This window comes from Martinezella tropici (genome assembly GCF_008370325.1).
GTDB classification, from domain to species: Bacteria; Pseudomonadota; Alphaproteobacteria; order Rhizobiales; family Rhizobiaceae; genus Rhizobium; species Rhizobium tropici_B.
In genome coordinates this window covers 1-17,774 of record NZ_VNIP01000003.1, presented here as the reverse complement: position 1 = coordinate 17,774, position 17,774 = coordinate 1, and the positions used below count along the sequence as shown (strand labels likewise).

Genomic DNA, 17,774 nt, shown 5'->3' with positions numbered 1-17,774 from the left:
GCGACGGGCCATGCGTGACGAAATGAAAAGGAACGGTTGATGACGGATGCGGATGCTTCGCTCGCCGTGCGGGCGGCCTGGTTGCACTATGCCGGTGGACTGACGCAGTCCGAGGTAGCAAAGCGCCTCGGCGTGCCCTCGGTGAAGGCACACCGTCTGATCGCGCGCGCGGTCGCCGAAGGCGTCGTCAAGGTGACGATCGATGGGGATATTGTCGAATGCGTTGAGCTCGAAACGCGGCTTGCGGCCCGGTTCGGCCTGCAATATTGCGAGGTCGCGCCGGACCTCGGCGAAGAAGGCTTCGAATTTCGCGCGCTAGGCCAGGCGGGAGCCGGCTTTCTGCGGCGTGAGATCGAGAGCGGCAACAACAAGGTCATCGGCCTCGGTCACGGACGAACGCTTTCTTCCGCGGTTCATCACCTGTCCCGCGTCAGCGCCAAGGATCTGCGTTTCGTCTCGCTCCTTGGTGGTCTGACGCGAAACTATGCGGCCAATCCCTATGACGTGATGCATCGCATCGCTGAAAAGACGGGTATGCAGTCGCATGTGATGCCGGTGCCCTTCTTCGCCAACACCCGGGAAGATCGCGACGTGCTGCTTGCCCAGCGCGGCGTCAAGGAAGTCTTCGATCTCGCAAACGGCGCCGATCTCAAGCTCGTTGGTCTCGGCACGGTCGATACCGATGCGCAGCTCGTCTTGTCCGGCATGGTCGAGCCGAAGGAGATCAGGGAGATTACCGCGGCCGGCGGCGTCGGCGAAATTCTGGGTCATTTCTTCGATGCCGATGGCAAAATCCTCGAGACGACGCTGACGGCGCGCACGCTTTCCGCCTCGCTGCCGCGCACCGCGAACGAACGGCTGGTAGCGCTTTCCGGTGGATTGCCCAAGGTCGAAGCCATTCGCGCCGTTCTCAAGAGCCGCCGCCTTTACGGGTTGATTACGGATGAGAAAACGGCGAAAGCGCTGCTGAAAGCCTAAGCCGTTTCGATCCATGCGGAAACATAAAATCATCTCAATGTAACAATGAAAATGTTGAATTGTGAGATTTCAATGTTATATTTTCTCTAGTTCGATTTTGGGCTAGAGCAATTCCAGGAAAAGTGCAGAGCGGTTTTCCATCCGGAATTGGATAAAGCAAAAGGATAGAGCGTTTTCGCGATTAGAAGAAAAGCGGAAACGCTCCAGTGGCCGGAGTGCAAGGTGAAACGGGAAGAGCGTCAGCAATCGATCATCAATCTGCTCGTCGAGCACAAGACCGTAGATCTCGACGATTTGGCCGATCGCTTCACTGTGTCCAAGATGACGATCCATCGCGATCTCGAGGATCTCGAGCAGGCCGGTGTGCTACGCAAAGTTCGCGGCGGCGCGACCATCGATGCCGGGACACAGTTCGAAAGCGATTTTCGTTTCCGCGAGCGTCAGGGCCATGATGAAAAGCTGGCGATGGCTCGCGCAGCGCTGGATCTGGTCGAGCCCGGCATGACCGTCATGATTAATGACGGTTCGATGGCGGCGGTTCTCGGCGAGATGCTGCTGCAGAAGCGGCCGCTGACACTGATCACCAACAACGCCGCAATCATGGACCGCATGAAGAATGAAAGCGGGATCACGCTGATTGCGCTCGGTGGCGTCTATTCCGCGAAGTTCAACGCCTTTCTCGGCGTCGTCACCGAGGAGGCGCTGTCGCGGCTGAGGGCCGATATCGCCTTCCTGTCGACACCGGCCGTTTCCGGCAGGCTTGCTTATCACATGGACGATAACGTCGTGCGCACGAAGCGGGCGATGATTGCGTCGGCGACCAAGAGCTGCCTGCTCGTCAGCCACCAGCGTATAGGCCATACGGCCCTGCATGTGATGGCCGACCTTACCGATTTCGATGCCGTGATCACCGATCACGCGCCCGATGACGCCATTCTCGAGCAATTTAGCCGGAACGGCATCACCCTCACCATCGCCTCGAACCAGGATATGACATGACAGAGAAGCCTCGCTATTGGATCGGCACGAGCTGGAAGATGAATAAGACGCTTGCCGAGGCGCGCGCTTTCGCCGAAGCCCTGCGCGCCGCCGATACCCTGCGCGATGCCCGTATCCAGCGCTTCATCATCCCGCCGTTCACGGCGGTGCGCGAGGTCAAGTCGATCCTTTCGGACAGCTCCGTCAAGGTCGGCGCCCAGAACATGCATTGGGCAGACCAGGGCGCCTGGACGGGTGAGATTTCGCCGCTGATGCTTAGGGATTGCAACCTCGACATCGTTGAACTCGGCCACTCCGAGCGTCGCGAGCATTTTGGCGAGACCAACGAGACCGTAGGGCTGAAAACCGAGGCGGCAGTCCGTCATGGGCTGATCCCGCTCATCTGCATCGGCGAAACGCTGGAAGATCGCGAAAGCGGCCGCGCAGCCGAGATCCTGAGCGAGCAGGTCATCGGCGCGCTCTCAAAGCTTTCCGATGCTCAGAAGCAGGCTGAAATCCTGCTGGCCTATGAGCCGGTCTGGGCGATCGGCGAAAAGGGGATTCCCGCTGAGCCTTCCTATGCCGATGCGCGCCAGGCCGAGATCATCGCGGTCGCGCAAAAGGTGCTCGGCCGAAAAATCCCATGCCTCTACGGCGGATCAGTCAATCCGCAAAACTGCGAAGAACTCATATCCTGCCCGAACGTAGACGGGCTCTTTATCGGCCGCTCCGCCTGGAACGTCGAAGGCTATCTCGACATCCTCGCCAAGTGCGCCGCCAAACTCTGAGGAGACATATCATGAAGCTTGCTATTGCTGGAGACAGCGCCGGCGAAGGCCTGGCCAAGGTTCTCGCCGACCACCTGAAAGATCGTTTCGAGGTGAGCGAAGTGTCGCGCACTGAGGAAGGTGCCGATCCGTTCTACGCCAATCTCGCCGACCGCGTCGCTTCTGGCGTCATCGACGGCACCTACGACAAGGCGATCCTTGTCTGCGGCACCGGTATCGGCGTCTGCATCTCGGCCAACAAGGTGCCGGGCATCCGTGCGGCACTGACCCACGACACCTATTCGGCAGAGCGCGCCGCGCTGTCGAACAATGCCCAGATCATCACCATGGGTGCTCGCGTCATCGGCACCGAACTTGCCAAGGCCATTGCCGACGCATTCCTGGCACAGGCCTTCGACGAGAACGGCCGCTCGGCCGGCAACGTCAAGGCCATCAACGAGGTCGATGCGAAGTACAACGCCCGTTAAGCCCCGTCTCCCAAGACGCAGATAAGCCCGGCCAATCTTTTCGATTGGCCGGGCTTATCTTCATTTGCAGCGCGTCTCAGCTTGCGTCACCTGAGGCGCCCGGCGCATCGCCTTTTATGTCATCAGCGAATTTGCGCATGAGCCTCACCAGGTCTTCGATATCCCGTTCGTCCCAATTGGCGAAAATAGATCGGCCGATTCTCTCTCTCGCCGCGTCGACACGATCGGTCATCGCTTTTCCTTGCCCGGTAATGACAGCTTCCCGGATGCGGCGATCTTGCGCGCTTTCCTGGCGGTCGACCAGCCCGAGGCTCTCCAGCTTGGCAACCTGCCGGCTGACGGTGGTGTAGTCGCGCCCGACGCGGTCGGCCAGTTCGACAACTCCGATGGGGCCGAGCCTCTCTACCAGAACAAGCAGCGGGAATAGCGCACGGTCGAGCGATATGCCCGCCTCCCGAACCATCGCTTCATCACGCTGAGGCCGGTTCATGACGCCGACGATTTCGACCAGCGCACCATGAAGTTCACGCAGTTGAGCACTAATATGTGTATTTTGCACCTTTTTCATTGACACCCAACCACACCTCTCTTAATATGTGCATAATACACATATGGAGCGCGAAATGACAGAGAAATTTGCAGCCGATGTGCTGATTTGCGGCGCGGGTGCAGCCGGTCTGGCGCTGGCGATCGAGCTGGCGCGGAGAGGCATTTCCTTCCGCCTGATCGAGAAGATGGATGGCCCCTTCCACGGTTCACGCGGCAAAGGCATTCAGCCGCGAACGCAGGAAATATTCGAAGATCTCGGTATCCTCGACCGACTCGTCGCGATCGGCGGCCTGTATCCGTCCGAACGGCGACATCGAGAGGACGGCAGCTATGTCGACTCCGACGCGACGGACCATGGAGTCTCGAGCGCCGCCGAGCCTTATCACCTTCCACTGATGGTGCCCCAGTTTCTGACCGAAGGCCTGATGCGAGAACGCCTGGAGGAGCTGGGTCATCGAGCCGAATTCGGCCGGGAGCTAATCGGTTTCGAGCAGGACGCGGACGGTGTGACGGTGCGTCTTATGGGCGAGGCTGGCGCCGAGACCTTGCGCGTGCGCTGGCTCGTTGGCGCTGATGGTGGCCGCAGCGTCGTGCGCCATGTGCTCGGCATCGATTTTCCGGGCAAGACCCTGGGCGTGCGTGCCATCGTGGCTGATGTCATACTGACGGGTCTCACTCGCGATGCCTGGCATCGCTTCAATGAAGGAAACATGGCGCGGCAGATCTCGTTCTGCCCGCTTGCCGGGACTGGAATGTTCCAGATTCAAGGCCCAATCCCTCTCGAAGGCGATATCGATCTTTCCGCCGAAGGGCTGAAGGCTATCGTGGCTGAGCGCACCAATCGCGACGATATTCATATCCAATCCGTGTCCTGGGCCTCGGCATACAGCATGAATGCGCGGCTGGCCGATCGCTACCGCGTCGATCGTGTGTTCCTCGCCGGCGATGCCGCCCACATTCATCCGCCAACCGGCGGTCAAGGCCTCAATACCAGCGTGCAGGATGCCTATAATCTAGGCTGGAAGTTGGCTGCGGTCGCCAATGGCGCGCCTGAGGCACTGCTCGACACCTATGAAGAGGAACGCAGGCCAGTCGCCGCAGCAATGCTCGGCCTGGCGACAAAACTTCTCGATGCCTTAAAGCGTGGCGACATGCGTCGCGGCCGTGAGGTCCATCAACTCGATATCGGCTATCCCGAATCCTCGCTCGCGCCGGAGCAGCCAAGCCGGGTTGGCGGTCTCCTTGCCGGCGATCGTGCACCGGATGCACCGGTCCGTGGTGCAGCCGGCCGAGCCGTGCGGCTGTTCGATTTGTTCAAAGGGACGCACTGGACGCTGCTTGGCTATGAGGTTGAGCGAGGGGCCGTGCGTCCGCGTCGGGACATGCATATTCATATATTCGGTCCAAAGGGCGATATGCTCGATGACGAAGGGCACTTCCGTGATGCCTACGCCCCTGCCGTCGGCGATTGGATATTGGTGCGCCCGGATGGGTACATTGGCGCCATCGTCACGAGCGGCGATATGGAGACCTTGGAGACCTATCTCGCGCAGGTAGGGCTCGGCTTGGTCGATACCGGTTGCAACTAGCGTGGTTCTATCTGTTCCGGCTTAACGGCCTGCCAACCAGTGTTTGAATTCGACATTCGTGTCGGTCTGGATCGCGCCGACGCCGGCTGCGATAAGCGTTCCCCAGACGCTTTCCGGATCCTTGAGCGCGCGGCTGTCGTTGAAATCGACATTGTGGGACACATCGAGCGTATTGACCCACAGCCTGATGTTCTGGCGTTCCAGTTCTTCGCGCCCCGCGGCGAGATCGGCGACGTTGGTAAACTTGACTTCGATCATCGGCGCGCGCAGCGGCTCTATCAAGCGCAGATCGTCGGCGAACTTGCCTGGTCTTGCGGGAAACATCGGCATATGCGGGATAGAGCCGAACCAATCGGCATCGAGGACCGAAAATCTGGGGCTTTCCGGATCGATATCGGATTTGATGATGACGTGATCCTCGACGCCAAGGCGTCGGACGGCGGCAATGACCAGCGGCAATTCTTTCGGAAACTTCGTATCGATATTGACGAAAACGCGTCCGCGCGCCTCTTCAAGCGCTTCTTCGAGCGTCGGCACGCGCTCATCCGTCAGGAGAGCGGTTTGCCCACCGGCGCCGGCGCGCAGCCGCGCGTCACGAACCGTGGCGAAGCTGCTTGCGCCAACGACGCCTTTGACCGACGTGGTGCGGTCCAACGTCTTGTCGTGGATGACGACGAGGTGGCCGTCGGCCGTTGCCTGTGTGTCGATCTCGACGAAATCGATGCCGAGTTCGGCGGCGGCGCGGAGGGCTGCCAGCGAATTTTCCGGCGCTGCCGACCAAAGGCCGCGATGTGCGATCGTCAGAATGTCCGGATTGGCGCGGGAGAGGAGATCATAGATATCGGCAGGGCGAGGCGAGGGCGAGGTGGCAGTCTGGCTGTGCATGGGAATGGCTTTCGTGATCGTTCTGACGGAATGCGCCGCTCGATGTCCGTCGTGGAATGCAGACGCCATTGGCTGCGCGCCGACGCGATGCCCATTGGCACCGGTCGCCTGCATGGTTATTAATACACATAAAGTGTAATATTTGTGACAGGCTGCTCTTGATTATGCCGAATGGGCCGGATTGCGGGCGCGGATATGAGAGGCGAAGGCGGGATCAAGGGGGGCGGAATTGCAGTCATGACAGTGCTTGAGAAATCCCCGCTGGCAAGCGGAAACGAACGCCTCATCCTCGATATCGTTCGCCGGCATGAGCCGATTCCGCGCGCGACCATAACGGCCGACACCAATCTGACACAGCAATCGGTGCACCGCCTGGTTGAAACCTTGATGGCGCGGGGCCTGCTCCGCGCCGGTGCGCCGCTCAAGGGCACGCGCGGGCAGCCAAGCCCGATGATCGAATTGACAAGGAAGGCCGCTTACTCGATCGGCATTTCCGTCAATACCGATGCGGTCACCCTGTCGGTTGCCGATTTCGGCTGCGATATCGTCGGCCAGGAGACGCTTCGGGGAGTACCGGGTGACCGCAAGGCAACGCTGGCTGCGCTTGTCCGAAAGCTGAACTCCATCTTGACGAGGCAGGAAATACTGCGCGAAAGCCTTATCGGGCTCGGCTTCGCCATGTCTGGCTTCTTCGTCGGCGAAGATCGTCATTTCAATGCGCCGGAACCTTTGCGGGACTGGTCGCTGATCGATCTGCAGCCGGAGCTTGAGGAAGCGTTCGGACTGCCCGTGTGGCTGGAAAACAATGCGACGACCGGCGCCATCGGCGAAAGCCTGCGCGGCGTCGGGCGCTGGTGCCAGACCTTCGCATACCTGTCCTTCAATTACGGATTTGGTGGCGGTCTCGTCCTGGAGGGCAAGCCCCATCTAGGTTTCCACGGCAATGCAGGCGAGTTCAGCGTCATCTATGATCCGGATGAGGCGCTGCGACGGCTAGCTCTGCAATATCTTATCCGCATATTGCGTAAGAACGGTATTGAGGTTGGCTCCATCGAAGAGCTGAAGCAAAATTTCGATCCTTCCTGGCCGGGCGTGGAGAGTTGGCTCTCCGAAACCATGCCGATGCTCGATCGCCTGATTGCTACGCTGACCGGAGTGATCGATCCGCAGGCGATCGTCTTCGGCGGCCAGCTGCCGCCTGCCCTCGGGCAGATGATGATCGAGCGTGCGAATATGCCCTCGCAGCGCCCACATCGTTACGGCGTTGCGCCGCATGGGCCGCGGCTGGTTCTCAGCGAGACGCGAGGCGATGCGAGCGCGGTCGGTGCGGCGCTGCTGCCGTTGAAGTACCGCTATTTCTTGTAGGCTTGCCGATCGCCTGTTAATGCGAGGGCCGCCTTCATAAATGACCCTGGTAAAGAAGGCTGGTCTATTTTTTCGGCGGATTTATGCAGGATTGCCGGAATGATGCCACTTAAATATTCGGAATTAGGTAAGCGAGTAGGCAATCCCACGTATCATTTAGCCTGCTGATCGGGAATCTTCTGCGTGAATCATGCGAGGAATCCTATGAGCGATAGTGTGAATCAGCCACGAACATTCGAGGTTTTGACGGCAACGCCGGTGCGGACGCGGCGCAAGCCACGCGACTGGTCGGACGCGGAGAAAGAGCGGTTGATCGCCCAAACGTTGTTGCCTGGAGCCAATGTGTCGGCAATCGCACGTGCCGAGGGATTGGATCCCTCGCAGCTTTACGGGTGGCGTCGCAAGGCACTGTCGTCGGGTATGGTCGCGCCTCTGACGGAAGCCGCAAAGGAGGAAGTCAAGTTCGCGCGCGTTGAGCCGGTGGCAAGCTCTACGGTGGAAATCGTCATCGGTGGTGTCATGGTGCGCGTCGCGAGCGATATTGAACCTGATCACCTTTCGAAGATACTTCGGGCGGTCCGCAAGGCATGATCGGATCCGGTGTCGTCGTTTACGTGTCGTGCCAGCCTGTCGACTTTCGCAAAGGTGCGGCATCCTCGATGGCTCTGGTTAGAGATGGTGGTCTCGACCCGTTCAACGGAGCGCTTTATGTGTTCCGGTCGAAACGGGCGGACCGTGTTCGCATCGTCTGGTGGGATGGCAGCGGTGTCTGCCTATACTCGAAAACGCTCGAAGGGCAGAGCTTTTGCTGGCCGGGCATATCGGCGGCACGGATACGCCTGGACCATTCGCAATTGATGGCGCTTCTGGCCGGTCTGGATTGGAAGAAGATCCGGCCGGTCCATGTCCGGCGGCCGTTGCTAACAGGCTGAAGCCGACCTGTGACAAGATGAATCATGCTGCTGTAATGATTGGGAAAGTGGCTATTTTTGTGCTCTACTTGACCCCATGGATTTGCCCCTTAACGACCTTCCGGACGACGTTGACGCGCTGAAAGCGATGGTTCTCGCGTTGGCGCGTGAGCAGGCTGCGAAGGAAGCCCGGCTGAAGGCCGCCGAGACTGAGATTGCCCGATTGGAGGCGGTGGAGAAAAGCGCGAACGAGCGGATTGCCAACCTGACCTTGATCATGAAGGTTTTGCAGCGCACGCAAAATGGCAAGCGCTCAGAACGGCTGCGCCTTGGTGTCAATGACGAGCAGGTCTCGTTTGCGTTCGAAGAGGTCGAAACGGGCCTTTCGGCGATCCAGAGCGAACTCGACCGCGCGGCCAAGGACAAGCCGAAACGAACGCCGCGTCCACGCAAGGGTTTTGCCGCACATCTCGAGCGCATTGAGGAGGTCATCGAACCGGAAATCCCGGCCGGGTGCGAGGGGCTGGAAAAAGTGCTGATCGGCGAGGACCGCTCCGAGCGGCTGGACGTCGTGCCGCCGAAGCCCCCGAGATCGCATGGTCGCTATATTCCTCGACAATCTGCCAGCGCTGCTTTTCGGCTTGCAGCCGGCACATGCGAAGCTGGTCGGCGATCGAGGCATCGCGCTGATTGTCGGAAGAATAGCGGGCGTAGATCGCAACTTTCAAATGAGGTCTCCCGTCATCAGGAGCCGTTCGGACCCCGTTTGCGCATCTTCGCTTCGAAGTCCTTGCGCGCCATCTGTCTGCCGAGGAGACGGGCGAGTTGAATAAGACGAGGGTCCGGGTTTCCGCGCGGAGTGAAGGTCAGTTCCGGCGCGTCGGGAAGCATCGCTGCGAGCAGTTCTCGGCGCTCGCTTGGCGTAACCGTTTTTGTGGCTTTGCGTGCTTTCGGGGTCATGGCCCTTAGAATTCACGCCAAAGCTGAGATAAACAACTGAATTCAAAGGAGAATGATCGGCGTGAAACGGAGCGGATGCACGTACTGTAGCGCGCGTCGGCGTAGCATGGCGCGCGCTGGCGTCGTAAAATGACCTATGGAATTTACGTGAAGCCTGCTTCTGAAGCATGTGACCTCCTCGGCTACCTTGGCGTCGTGTTCAGCAAAGCGCGATAGGTAGTGAACGATGTGGATGATAGCGTATTGCATTTGGCGCTACAAGATATTATCTTGCTCGGAAAGGAGAAAACAATGGCCGCCACTATCGAACGTAAGGAATACCCGATCTCGATGCGCCTACCAGAGGCGGATGTCGCGATGATTGATCGCGCGGCTAGCCTGCGCGGCCGCTCTCGCACGGATTTCGTGCGGGACGCCGCCGTGCGCGCCGCAGAGGAAGTCGTCATGGAGCAGGGGCTTATCCGTATGAGTCCCGAAGGCTTTGCCGATTTCATGGAAATCCTGTCCCGTCCTCCCACCATCGTTCCGGAGATGATGGAAGTGCTCAGGCGGCCCGCCCCGTGGGAACCCGGTTACGAGCCGAAGCGCTGAGCCGTGGCTTTATCGGCTCCCGAGTCGCTCACCGCGGCGCATGACGTATCCAAATTCTCATGCGGAAAGCCGACGCTCGACCACTGGCTGAAGATCCGCGCTCTTACCAATCAGGAAAAGGGTTTCACGGCAGTTGTCGTCGTTCATGACGGGGGGCGCGTCGTCGGATACTACGGGCTGGCGCCGACAGGCGCTGTCCCTTCGATCCTGCCCCGTGCGATCCGCACCGGGCAGCCCCCCAATCCTGTTCCCTGCCTGCTTCTGGGGCAACTCGCCACGGATACGGAATGGGCCGGGCAGGGGATCGGCACAGGCTTGATGAAGCATGCCCTGCAGCGTTGCGTACAGGCTGCGCGCCTGATCGGTGGGCGGGCACTGATGGTCAACGCCGTCGATGAAGAGGCTGCCCGGTTCTGGCTGCGCCGCGGGTTCATCCCTTCAAAGGATGACCCATTGGTCTTGCTGCGGTCCATTGCTGATGTCGCCGCGATGCTGGCGGCAGATGGGATTGAAGTTTGATGGACCACGCAGACAAGTTTCTTGCCAAGAAATATTCGGAATACAGGACATATCTTCGAAAAATTGAACCATGCACTCCATTCATGCCGTACAAATGGTTCAAGCCGCCGCAGACGATCAGGCTGGATGCGGAATTCGGCCGTCAGCAGATGGTCTATCGGGATCAGGCGGATGATGCTGCTCGGGATCTGGCCAATGGCATCAATCACCTGATCGGCCTTACCATGCGGCTAGAGGCCTGGCAGGCGGTTCTTGAAGGGCTGGATCTTTCTCAGAAAAGCGACCTGCTACACGAATTCGTTCAGGATCTGGCCTCAGCGGGTCTTCTTGCTCCGTACACGCTCAAGCAAAGATGTTATTTCGCGATTGCGCACCTTTCTCATCAGGCGAATTGTGTGCAGCAAGGGGAGCAATGGTCGGACGACTTTGTGACTCTTCCAGAAGATTGGGAAATTGATGAAAAGGTCGCCGCGAGACTGACGAAACCTTGCCGGTCATGGAAAAGATTGATCAAGGCTCTCAATAAAGTCGATGTGGGCGACTACAAAACGGCGACAGGAGATTTTCGCAGCAAGCATACCCATCGGTTCACGCCGCGCGTGGAACTCGGGATGACGCAGATGATGAAGCGACTGCCCTCCAAAAATGCCGGAAAGCCTTGCTACGGGATGGGAGGCAGCGATCCGATCAAGCTGGAAACCGTGGTGCATGAATTGAAGACCCAATGCGTTTCCCTGTCGAAATGCTACCGCGAATTCCAAGCGCTCGTGGGCGAACAAAGCACTGCTCTCTACGGAGAGGTCTGCACCTGATCTTTCTATGCAGCGCAGGTATTCCTTTGATTTTCATTCGCCAAGGGTGTGACCCGAATTGGCGTCGAGCGATTCATGGCGTTTCATGTGTTTCTTGTCGCGAGCTTCTGAAATCCCGCATTCCGAATTTACGTCTTTGCACTTTTGCGCTCTTGTGGGGAAAGCCTTCCCCCTGGCCGGCACTGCGTTGCCGGCACGCCCCTTCAGCGGGGAGACCCCGCAGCGCCCCCTTTAGAGTGAGAGTGCGGACGGGGTTTGCCGTGACGGGTTGAGGGCTGGGAGAGAGGCTCCCGGCGCCCGTCGCGGAGAACCGCGATGTCCAGATATGACCGCAACGTGCGCACCGGCGCGGACCGGGCGAACCTTTACGACGAAATCACCAACAAGATCATCGCCGAGCTGGAGGCCGGACGTATTCCCTGGGTCCAGCCGTGGGGCACGTCGACAGCGAAAGCGCCGCTCGGCCTGCCGAACAATGCAAGTACCGGCCGCAGCTACAGCGGCATCAATGTCCTGATCCTCTGGGGAGCTGTCATCGAGCACGGGTTCCCCGGTCAGGGCTGGCTCACTTTCCGTCAGGCCCTTTCCCTTGGCGGCAATGTCCGCAAGGGCGAGCGCGGCACCACCGTCGTCTATGCCGACCGCTTCGTTCCCGACGACGAGAAGAAGCGCGCCCGCGAGGCCGGTGAGGAAGCCCAGGCCATTCCCTTCCTGAAACGCTTCACCGTGTTCAACACGGCGCAATGCGAGGGTCTGCCCGAGGCGATCCAGGCCGTCGCGCCGCCTCCGCCGCCCGGCATGATCGAGCCTCGCGTCGAGGCGCTCATCAAGGCGACCGACATCGATTTCCGCATCGGCGGCAACAAGGCGTTCTACGTTCCGGCGCTCGACTACGTCCAGGTGCCTCCGCCGGCTGCCTATTTCGAGCCGATCAACTGGCACAGAACTGCGCTTCACGAAGTTAGTCACGCGAGCGGCCACCATAGCCGGCTCAACCGTGATCTCTCCGGTTCCTTCGGCTCAAAGCCCTATTTTTTCGAGGAATGTGTCGCGGAGATATCGAGCGCCTTTTGCTGCGCGGCGATGGGAATCGTCCCGACCGTGAGGCATAGCGATTACATCGGTGCATGGATCGAAACGATGCGCGCCGACAATCGCGTCATCGTCCGCGCCGCCTCGCAGGCCAGCAAGGCGGCCGACTGGATCTTGTCCTTCCTGCCGGAAGCCGAGCGCCCCGGCGCGGAGCCGGAGACCGAAATCGAAAGGAGGGCCGCGTGATACGCTTCGCCGCAAGGTCGCGCGGTAGGACGCCGCGATCGAGGCGCTGCGCCGGAAATACGGATGTCCGTGTTTCCGGCTTTGCGCTTTCGTGCATTCCGGTTCGTCGGTCGTTGTCGCTGCCTCTTAGAGTGAGAGGGCGGCGCTTTGCTTCGTGACGGGTTGGAAGGTCGAGAGCGTGGCTCTCGGTCGCCCGTCGTGGAGAAACCACCATGGCAAAAGCTGCCAAGAAGAAGTCCGCCGTCCAGATGATCGTCTTCTCGCGGGCGCGCGACATTCCGTTCAACCGCATCAGGCTGTCGGACGATAATGTTCGCCAGACCGACGTCGAGGTTGGCCTCGATGAACTCACCCATGACATCGATCGCCGCGAGGATCTCGTGCAGGGCCTCAATGTCCGTGCTATTCACTTATGTTGCCGATCGAACCGGGAGATCCGGAGCTTCGTAAGGAATATGAGGCACTGATTCGGGAGGATTACGCCCGTTGCCATCCTGGTGATACTTTGGAATGGCTTAAACATAGGGCGCGTTTCTCCAAGATGGATCAAGGTTTATTACATGATTGGATGGCCGTAGCTGCCCGTAAGGCACGGCAGATGAGTCGGGTACTCTAAAGGTTTATGCTGGACGGCACGCAGTCGCGAGCAAACGCGCTGATATCCGCCGGGCAGAAGACATTCAAATTGGGCGCGGCACGAAGCATTCGCAGTTGTTCGATCGGCTGGTGAGCTGGCTCATCCGTCCCAAGCCGATGGATTCGTGCGTCATGACTTAGATGACCCGCAGGCTCATCACGGCTAATAGCCGAGGCACCGCCGACCGCCACCGCATTTTTCCAATCGTCATGTTTGATTTTACACAGCTTCTGGTGGCAAATAGAGCCAGCAGTAATTTTGAGAATATTTTACATGCCAAAAAGACCACTGATCCAGAAGGGCGTAGCAGAGCTTGAAAAGCTGTTCGATCAACAGCGCGATGATCCCAAGTTTTTGGAGGGCCTGCTTGAAGAACTTTCCGAGCGAAAAACGCAGCGTGCGCAGGAGCTACGGCAGCGAGCAATGCAGGCCAGAGGAACAATCGCTCAACGATCTGCCTCGCGCGTTGACACCAACGAACCTGCTATGGAAAGCCCGATTGTTGCTGCCGCAACACCAGTAGGCCGCCCGGCTTCTCCTCTTCCCAGACCAGCGTCAGTCTCGGCAGTACCAATCCGTCCTACCCTAGAACGCCCCTCTGTCGGTAATGATCCCGAAAGCATCCTGTCAGCGTGGACGGCGATGGAGGTGTTGTCTCCTCCGTCCTTTCGAAAGCCCGAGGATCTCGCGAGCGGCGTTCGATATCGTATCGCCCAAATCGATAAAGACGCGCTGCCTTGGGAGAATGGTGGCGAGAAAAGCCTCCCCAATCAAAAGCTTTACTACCAAATCATTCTCGGCAGCATCGACATGGAAGCTGCCGTCTCGGCCTTGCTAGCTGTACTCGCCACGATCATGGTTGATCGAGATGGGCGCCCCGTGGAGAGCCAAGCCGTTTCCATTTCCAGCTTCGGTTGGGGAATATGGCCGCCGGACTCGCCTTTCGCTGCTGGAGCGCAGCGCGCAGCGCCTCTATGGCAACCGATCGATCAACGAGCCTGCTGCAGCAGACATCGGCAAGCGACTTCGGGGCCGAAAAAATCCTTACGGCAACTCCGGAAATCTGATGATGCTCTACGCCCTGCTTCATATAGGCGTCCTTGAATTCCGTAATTCTAATGGGCGGATAGGCGGGCGCAACTGCTCAGTCCTTCTGGCTGACCGCCATCCGTACTTCGCGTGGGATCTGATCCGTAAGACCGTGAAAGGCGAGCGCGGAGGTCAGAGCAACGACGCCTTGTGGAACCAGTTTCGCTGCTTCAGCCAGAGCCTGCAGCGTGTCAAGATCTGCATCCGGACGCTGGTAGAGCCCGCGTGACAGTCGTACCAGCTCTCCTGCCTCCACGGCGCGGGCGATGGTCATCGCGAATATGCCTGCCCGCCGCAGCTCATGGAACCGTACGATCGGGTGTTCGGCGATGTAGTCACGCAGCAGATGCTGCTGTTTCGATGCGGCCACTTGTTACCTATCCTGGGTGTAATTCAAGTTTTGACCCAGGATAGGTAACAATTTCGCCGACTGTTGCCTCTCCGTCTCGCTTCGAGGCCGCACCAGGTCGCTCTCGAAATTTCCAGGGAACTCGAGGAATATTTCGAGACTTACGCCGAGCTCCGCGCTCGCGGCCTGCCGGGCAACGACAGCCTGCCCGATGACTGCAGGATTGGTCCCCTTTCATTCGGCCAATATCGCACTGCGATCGTGACAGGAATGGCGCGTTGTCTGAAACATGCCGCTTTTGTCGATACGCTTCCACGCCGCGCGTCCCATGAAATTCAGGGCGTGCTTGCGGATCATTGCACCAAGCAGCTCATCCGCAGGAAGATCGGTCTCAATAATTGCGACCATATCCTGCCACCACGCTTCGTGAATGCGCTGGAAGATCTCCCAGAGAACCTGATTTTTGTTCTTGAAGTAGTAATAGACGACAGCCTTCGTGTACCCCCCTTAGCACCTAAGGCTCATAAGCTGTCCATTCGACTTGGTTCCGGCGTTGGAAAGCGGCAGTTTACGGAAGTTTAGGAAAGTCTGCCAGAAGGGCCTCTCTTGATGATCGCCGGCCGATGGGAGAGCCATTAGATAGGCTATTTGGCAAAGGCTCTCATTCGTCCGCACGCGCCAGAACAGTTCTCCGCAGGGATTTTCAGTTCGGCATCATCAATGCTTCAGCATTCTGTCAGAACGCATTGCTAATCCACTAACCTATTTTCCGGATGACCGCATTGGCGCACAAGACCGCAATCATCGTTGGCAACGGCAAGATCGAGCGCGATCTCTCACGGGTCGTGGACGACGCGCAATTTGTCATGCGCTTCAACGAGCCGAACCTTACCGGCGGCAAGAGTGGCGAGCGCACCGATATGATCATGTTGGCCGCGTCGAGCAAGACCTTGTATCGGCGGCTGATCGATCCCGACTTTCTGGAGAATGCGGCGCTGAAGGCGGCCAGAGTGCTGATGCTCGCCTATCATCCGAACATCATTCGCAAATATCATCCTCGTCCCAACATCTTCCAGCGCCTGCAGGGCAGGAGAGCCGACTGGACGATGCAGGCGATCGGCCTGATGGGCAAGGCCGGCAAGGAAATCTGTATCATGCCGCCGCAGACCTATGTCGATAGCTGCAGCGAGCTCGGCATTGCCGGGCCTCGGATGCGAGACGTCTTTCCAAGCACCGGTTTCCTCGGCATCGGTTATGCGCTGGCGAATTTTCCGCCGTCCGAATGGGACCTCAAGCTGTGCGGTTTCACCTGGGAAGGATGGAAGCGGCACGATTGGCAGAACGAGCGCGTCTGGGTCGAAAACAAGATCGCCAACGGCCGCATCGCTCTGCTTGGGTGACCGATCCGACGCGATCGCTTCGAGAGCTTCGCAGGCTTCTCCCGTGATCACTGCTCTCCCAGCAAGCCGCGCAGTTCCACCAGCCGGTCGTTCACCAGCCAGCCATAATAATTCTCTTCCGGCAGCTTTTTGCCGCCTGAAGCGTCCGCGGCCTGCCGCAAGGCAAGTGCGCGGCGCCGCGGCTGTCCGACATTATAGAGGGTGGCCGTCAGTCCGGGGTTGTCTGTGATGTCGAAGCCGTGGGCACGATAGGCGTCGATCGCATCCCTGACGATCGCGGCGATATAGATCACGCTGCGATCCGGGTCCATGATGTCACGGTAGATTGCCTGCGGATCGTCGACGGACAGCTTCGGCAAATCGCTGGTGGCATGCACGAGATCGCTGACCTCGATCGCGGTCAACGGGCTGATCTGACCAAGCCCGAAGGTCTGGCCTGCGAAGAACGGCTGGAAGAAGGCGCGCTGGAATGTCATGTTCTCATAGGCGACGCCATCGACGACCTTGCCGCGAAAATTCTTATCCCAGGTTTCGTCACGGCATTCCCAGAGTTCGGCGCTACCTGTGAAGGCATTGCAACGGGCGAATTCCGGCTTCTTCAAGAAGATCTGGACAGTCACGTCCTTGTAGGCGAACTTGAAGTCGGATTGCGAATAGGCAAGCGCCTTGACGTAATAAGACTTCACCCTGTTCACGATCGTGATGTTGTAGGTATGTTCGCCGACCAGCGCGCCGAGAATGTGGATAGGATCAATCTGATAGGCCTTCGCGGCCTTTCTGATCGAAGCCATCAGGTCCTTGTCCTCGCGAAGCACGCCGACAATTTTCTGGTATTTTTCCTCATATGTCGTGTTGAACGCCTTGGCCCGCAGAACCGAGGTGTTGGGTATGGGAGGCTGAACATTGTTGCGATTGCCCGGCGGAACGCGCACGAGCTCGTAGGCGAAGCTGGCGTTCGTTAGGGCAAGGACAAAAAGGAAACCGAGTGCCGGGAGTGTCGACAGGCGTGTTCGCATTCGCAAGATGACTTTCAAAATATTCCCCGGCACGGGGACAATCTTCATACGCGATCGAGATGCGAAGGCAAGCGGCGCTTCTTCTGCCGCCCCGCGAATCGCAATAAACTTTCCGCAGGGCAGCTGGCGGCTGCGGAGGCTTGCAGCGATATCGCTGCAACAGGTTGTAGACCTGCCGTTCTGTGTTCGGGAGAATGCTGGTGAAACTTCTCGTCATGGCAGGCAGTATCCTGCTTGCAGCCGCGCCGGGCGATGCAGTGCCGACGATGGGCGATGTGCCTGAGCTTGCCAGGGCGGCAGTCGCGCGACGGATAGATGTGCCACCGTCCGCCATTCACATATTGGCGGCCAAACCCAGCGAACGAATGCCCGGCTTCGTCGTTTGCGGTCGGAGAGGTCCTTCAGCGGGCGATGACGCCGGAAGTCCCAACCTTGGTCAGCGCTTCTTCGTGATCATCCCAGGGGATTTCGCCATCCTGGACCAGGACGGCAAAAGCCTTATCGATACCTATTGGTCTGCCAATCACTGTGAGTGAGCAGCCAGCGCCTTGCCGATCATTGCAAGCTCCTCGGGCGTGCGGCCCGATTCAAGGTAACCCCACGGTGGGGGCCG

At 59.0% G+C, this 17,774-nt stretch carries 22 protein-coding genes and 2 pseudogenes; 18 read left to right on the top strand and 6 right to left on the bottom strand.

Annotation, left to right across the window (positions count from 1 at the left end):
• Window positions 1-39 precede the first annotated feature (39 nt).
• From FP026_RS03090 to FP026_RS03075, 4 genes are all read left to right on the top strand, one after another.
• The gene (locus FP026_RS03090) at window positions 40-978 is read left to right on the top strand and encodes a sugar-binding transcriptional regulator (RefSeq protein WP_149633172.1); all 939 of its coding nucleotides are present in this window, start codon (window positions 40-42) and stop codon (window positions 976-978) included.
• Between the two features lie 222 nt (window positions 979-1,200).
• A complete protein-coding gene (locus tag FP026_RS03085; RefSeq protein WP_149633171.1) occupies window positions 1,201-1,977 on the top strand; it encodes a DeoR/GlpR family DNA-binding transcription regulator in 777 nt (258 codons plus the stop codon).
• Window positions 1,974-2,744 (top strand): triose-phosphate isomerase, encoded by a 771-nt coding sequence (locus tag FP026_RS03080; RefSeq protein ID WP_149633170.1) that lies wholly within the window; start codon window positions 1,974-1,976, stop codon window positions 2,742-2,744. The genes FP026_RS03085 and FP026_RS03080 overlap by 4 nt, the downstream gene beginning before the upstream one ends.
• A gap of 11 nt (window positions 2,745-2,755) precedes the next feature.
• Window positions 2,756-3,211: an RpiB/LacA/LacB family sugar-phosphate isomerase gene (locus FP026_RS03075; RefSeq protein WP_149633169.1), complete on the top strand. Its 456-nt coding sequence runs from the start codon at window positions 2,756-2,758 to the stop codon at window positions 3,209-3,211.
• Window positions 3,212-3,287: 76 nt separating this feature from the next.
• On the opposite strand, the gene FP026_RS03070 is transcribed toward FP026_RS03075, so the two are convergent.
• A complete protein-coding gene (locus tag FP026_RS03070; protein WP_149633168.1) occupies window positions 3,288-3,779 on the bottom strand; it encodes a MarR family winged helix-turn-helix transcriptional regulator in 492 nt (163 codons plus the stop codon).
• A 55-nt stretch (window positions 3,780-3,834) separates the two neighbouring features.
• Between FP026_RS03070 and FP026_RS03065 the strand changes: the two genes are divergently transcribed.
• Window positions 3,835-5,349, top strand: coding sequence for an FAD-dependent oxidoreductase (locus FP026_RS03065; protein ID WP_149633167.1), 1,515 nt, complete (start codon window positions 3,835-3,837; stop codon window positions 5,347-5,349).
• A gap of 21 nt (window positions 5,350-5,370) precedes the next feature.
• Here FP026_RS03065 and FP026_RS03060 read toward each other — a convergent pair whose 3' ends face one another.
• Complete coding sequence (locus tag FP026_RS03060; protein WP_149633166.1) at window positions 5,371-6,234, bottom strand: glycerophosphodiester phosphodiesterase family protein; 864 nt, start codon at window positions 6,232-6,234, stop codon at window positions 5,371-5,373.
• A gap of 237 nt (window positions 6,235-6,471) precedes the next feature.
• Here FP026_RS03060 and FP026_RS03055 point away from each other — a divergent pair, with 237 nt between their 5' ends.
• The 4 genes and pseudogenes from FP026_RS03055 to FP026_RS03040 all read left to right on the top strand — a co-directional run.
• Window positions 6,472-7,599 carry an ROK family transcriptional regulator gene (locus FP026_RS03055; protein WP_149633165.1) on the top strand — a complete coding sequence of 376 codons (1,128 nt, stop codon included), beginning with the start codon at window positions 6,472-6,474 and terminating at the stop codon, window positions 7,597-7,599.
• Window positions 7,600-7,803: 204 nt separating this feature from the next.
• Window positions 7,804-8,190 (top strand): transposase, encoded by a 387-nt coding sequence (locus FP026_RS03050; RefSeq protein ID WP_149633164.1) that lies wholly within the window; start codon window positions 7,804-7,806, stop codon window positions 8,188-8,190.
• 68 nt (window positions 8,191-8,258) lie between these two features.
• Complete coding sequence (tnpB, locus tag FP026_RS03045; protein WP_246665219.1) at window positions 8,259-8,531, top strand: IS66 family insertion sequence element accessory protein TnpB; 273 nt, start codon at window positions 8,259-8,261, stop codon at window positions 8,529-8,531.
• Between the two features lie 76 nt (window positions 8,532-8,607).
• Window positions 8,608-9,174 (top strand): annotated as a pseudogene (locus FP026_RS03040) (transposase domain-containing protein); the annotation flags it as partial.
• Here the strand turns inward: FP026_RS03040 and FP026_RS03035 are convergent.
• Window positions 9,131-9,238: pseudogene (locus FP026_RS03035) on the bottom strand (hypothetical protein); the annotation flags it as partial. The pseudogenes FP026_RS03040 and FP026_RS03035 sit on opposite strands and share 44 nt — an antisense overlap.
• A 523-nt stretch (window positions 9,239-9,761) precedes the next feature.
• On the opposite strand from FP026_RS03035, the gene FP026_RS03025 reads away from it, so the two are divergent.
• From FP026_RS03025 to FP026_RS03005, 5 genes are all read left to right on the top strand, one after another.
• Window positions 9,762-10,061, top strand: coding sequence for a DUF1778 domain-containing protein (locus tag FP026_RS03025; protein WP_149633161.1), 300 nt, complete (start codon window positions 9,762-9,764; stop codon window positions 10,059-10,061).
• Between the two features lie 3 nt (window positions 10,062-10,064).
• The gene (locus tag FP026_RS03020) at window positions 10,065-10,580 is read left to right on the top strand and encodes a GNAT family N-acetyltransferase (protein WP_149633160.1); all 516 of its coding nucleotides are present in this window, start codon (window positions 10,065-10,067) and stop codon (window positions 10,578-10,580) included.
• Window positions 10,580-11,392 carry a hypothetical protein gene (locus tag FP026_RS03015; protein WP_149633159.1) on the top strand — a complete coding sequence of 271 codons (813 nt, stop codon included), beginning with the start codon at window positions 10,580-10,582 and terminating at the stop codon, window positions 11,390-11,392. Before FP026_RS03020 ends, FP026_RS03015 begins: the two co-directional genes overlap by 1 nt.
• Before the next feature lie 315 nt (window positions 11,393-11,707).
• Window positions 11,708-12,670 carry an ArdC family protein gene (locus FP026_RS03010; protein ID WP_149633158.1) on the top strand — a complete coding sequence of 321 codons (963 nt, stop codon included), beginning with the start codon at window positions 11,708-11,710 and terminating at the stop codon, window positions 12,668-12,670.
• Between the two features lie 212 nt (window positions 12,671-12,882).
• Window positions 12,883-13,137 carry a hypothetical protein gene (locus tag FP026_RS03005; RefSeq protein ID WP_432444086.1) on the top strand — a complete coding sequence of 85 codons (255 nt, stop codon included), beginning with the start codon at window positions 12,883-12,885 and terminating at the stop codon, window positions 13,135-13,137.
• Window positions 13,138-13,282: 145 nt separating this feature from the next.
• On the opposite strand, the gene FP026_RS30455 is transcribed toward FP026_RS03005, so the two are convergent.
• Complete coding sequence (locus tag FP026_RS30455) at window positions 13,283-13,498, bottom strand: hypothetical protein (RefSeq protein WP_432444085.1); 216 nt, start codon at window positions 13,496-13,498, stop codon at window positions 13,283-13,285.
• Between the two features lie 82 nt (window positions 13,499-13,580).
• Between FP026_RS30455 and FP026_RS30450 the strand changes: the two genes are divergently transcribed.
• Window positions 13,581-14,411 (top strand): hypothetical protein, encoded by an 831-nt coding sequence (locus tag FP026_RS30450; protein ID WP_246665218.1) that lies wholly within the window; start codon window positions 13,581-13,583, stop codon window positions 14,409-14,411.
• Between the two features lie 40 nt (window positions 14,412-14,451).
• Here FP026_RS30450 and FP026_RS30445 read toward each other — a convergent pair whose 3' ends face one another.
• Complete coding sequence (locus FP026_RS30445; protein WP_246665217.1) at window positions 14,452-14,766, bottom strand: type IV toxin-antitoxin system AbiEi family antitoxin domain-containing protein; 315 nt, start codon at window positions 14,764-14,766, stop codon at window positions 14,452-14,454.
• Between the two features lie 63 nt (window positions 14,767-14,829).
• Here FP026_RS30445 and FP026_RS02985 point away from each other — a divergent pair, with 63 nt between their 5' ends.
• Window positions 14,830-15,327: a hypothetical protein gene (locus FP026_RS02985; RefSeq protein WP_149633156.1), complete on the top strand. Its 498-nt coding sequence runs from the start codon at window positions 14,830-14,832 to the stop codon at window positions 15,325-15,327.
• Window positions 15,328-15,527: 200 nt separating this feature from the next.
• Window positions 15,528-16,145, top strand: coding sequence for a hypothetical protein (locus FP026_RS02980; RefSeq protein WP_246665216.1), 618 nt, complete (start codon window positions 15,528-15,530; stop codon window positions 16,143-16,145).
• A 47-nt stretch (window positions 16,146-16,192) separates the two neighbouring features.
• Here FP026_RS02980 and FP026_RS02975 read toward each other — a convergent pair whose 3' ends face one another.
• Window positions 16,193-17,161, bottom strand: a complete 969-nt coding sequence (locus FP026_RS02975; protein WP_188112505.1) for a DUF1402 family protein — start codon at window positions 17,159-17,161, stop codon at window positions 16,193-16,195.
• 194 nt (window positions 17,162-17,355) lie between these two features.
• Here FP026_RS02975 and FP026_RS02970 point away from each other — a divergent pair, with 194 nt between their 5' ends.
• Window positions 17,356-17,697 carry a hypothetical protein gene (locus tag FP026_RS02970; protein WP_246665215.1) on the top strand — a complete coding sequence of 114 codons (342 nt, stop codon included), beginning with the start codon at window positions 17,356-17,358 and terminating at the stop codon, window positions 17,695-17,697.
• Window positions 17,698-17,774 lie beyond the last annotated feature (77 nt).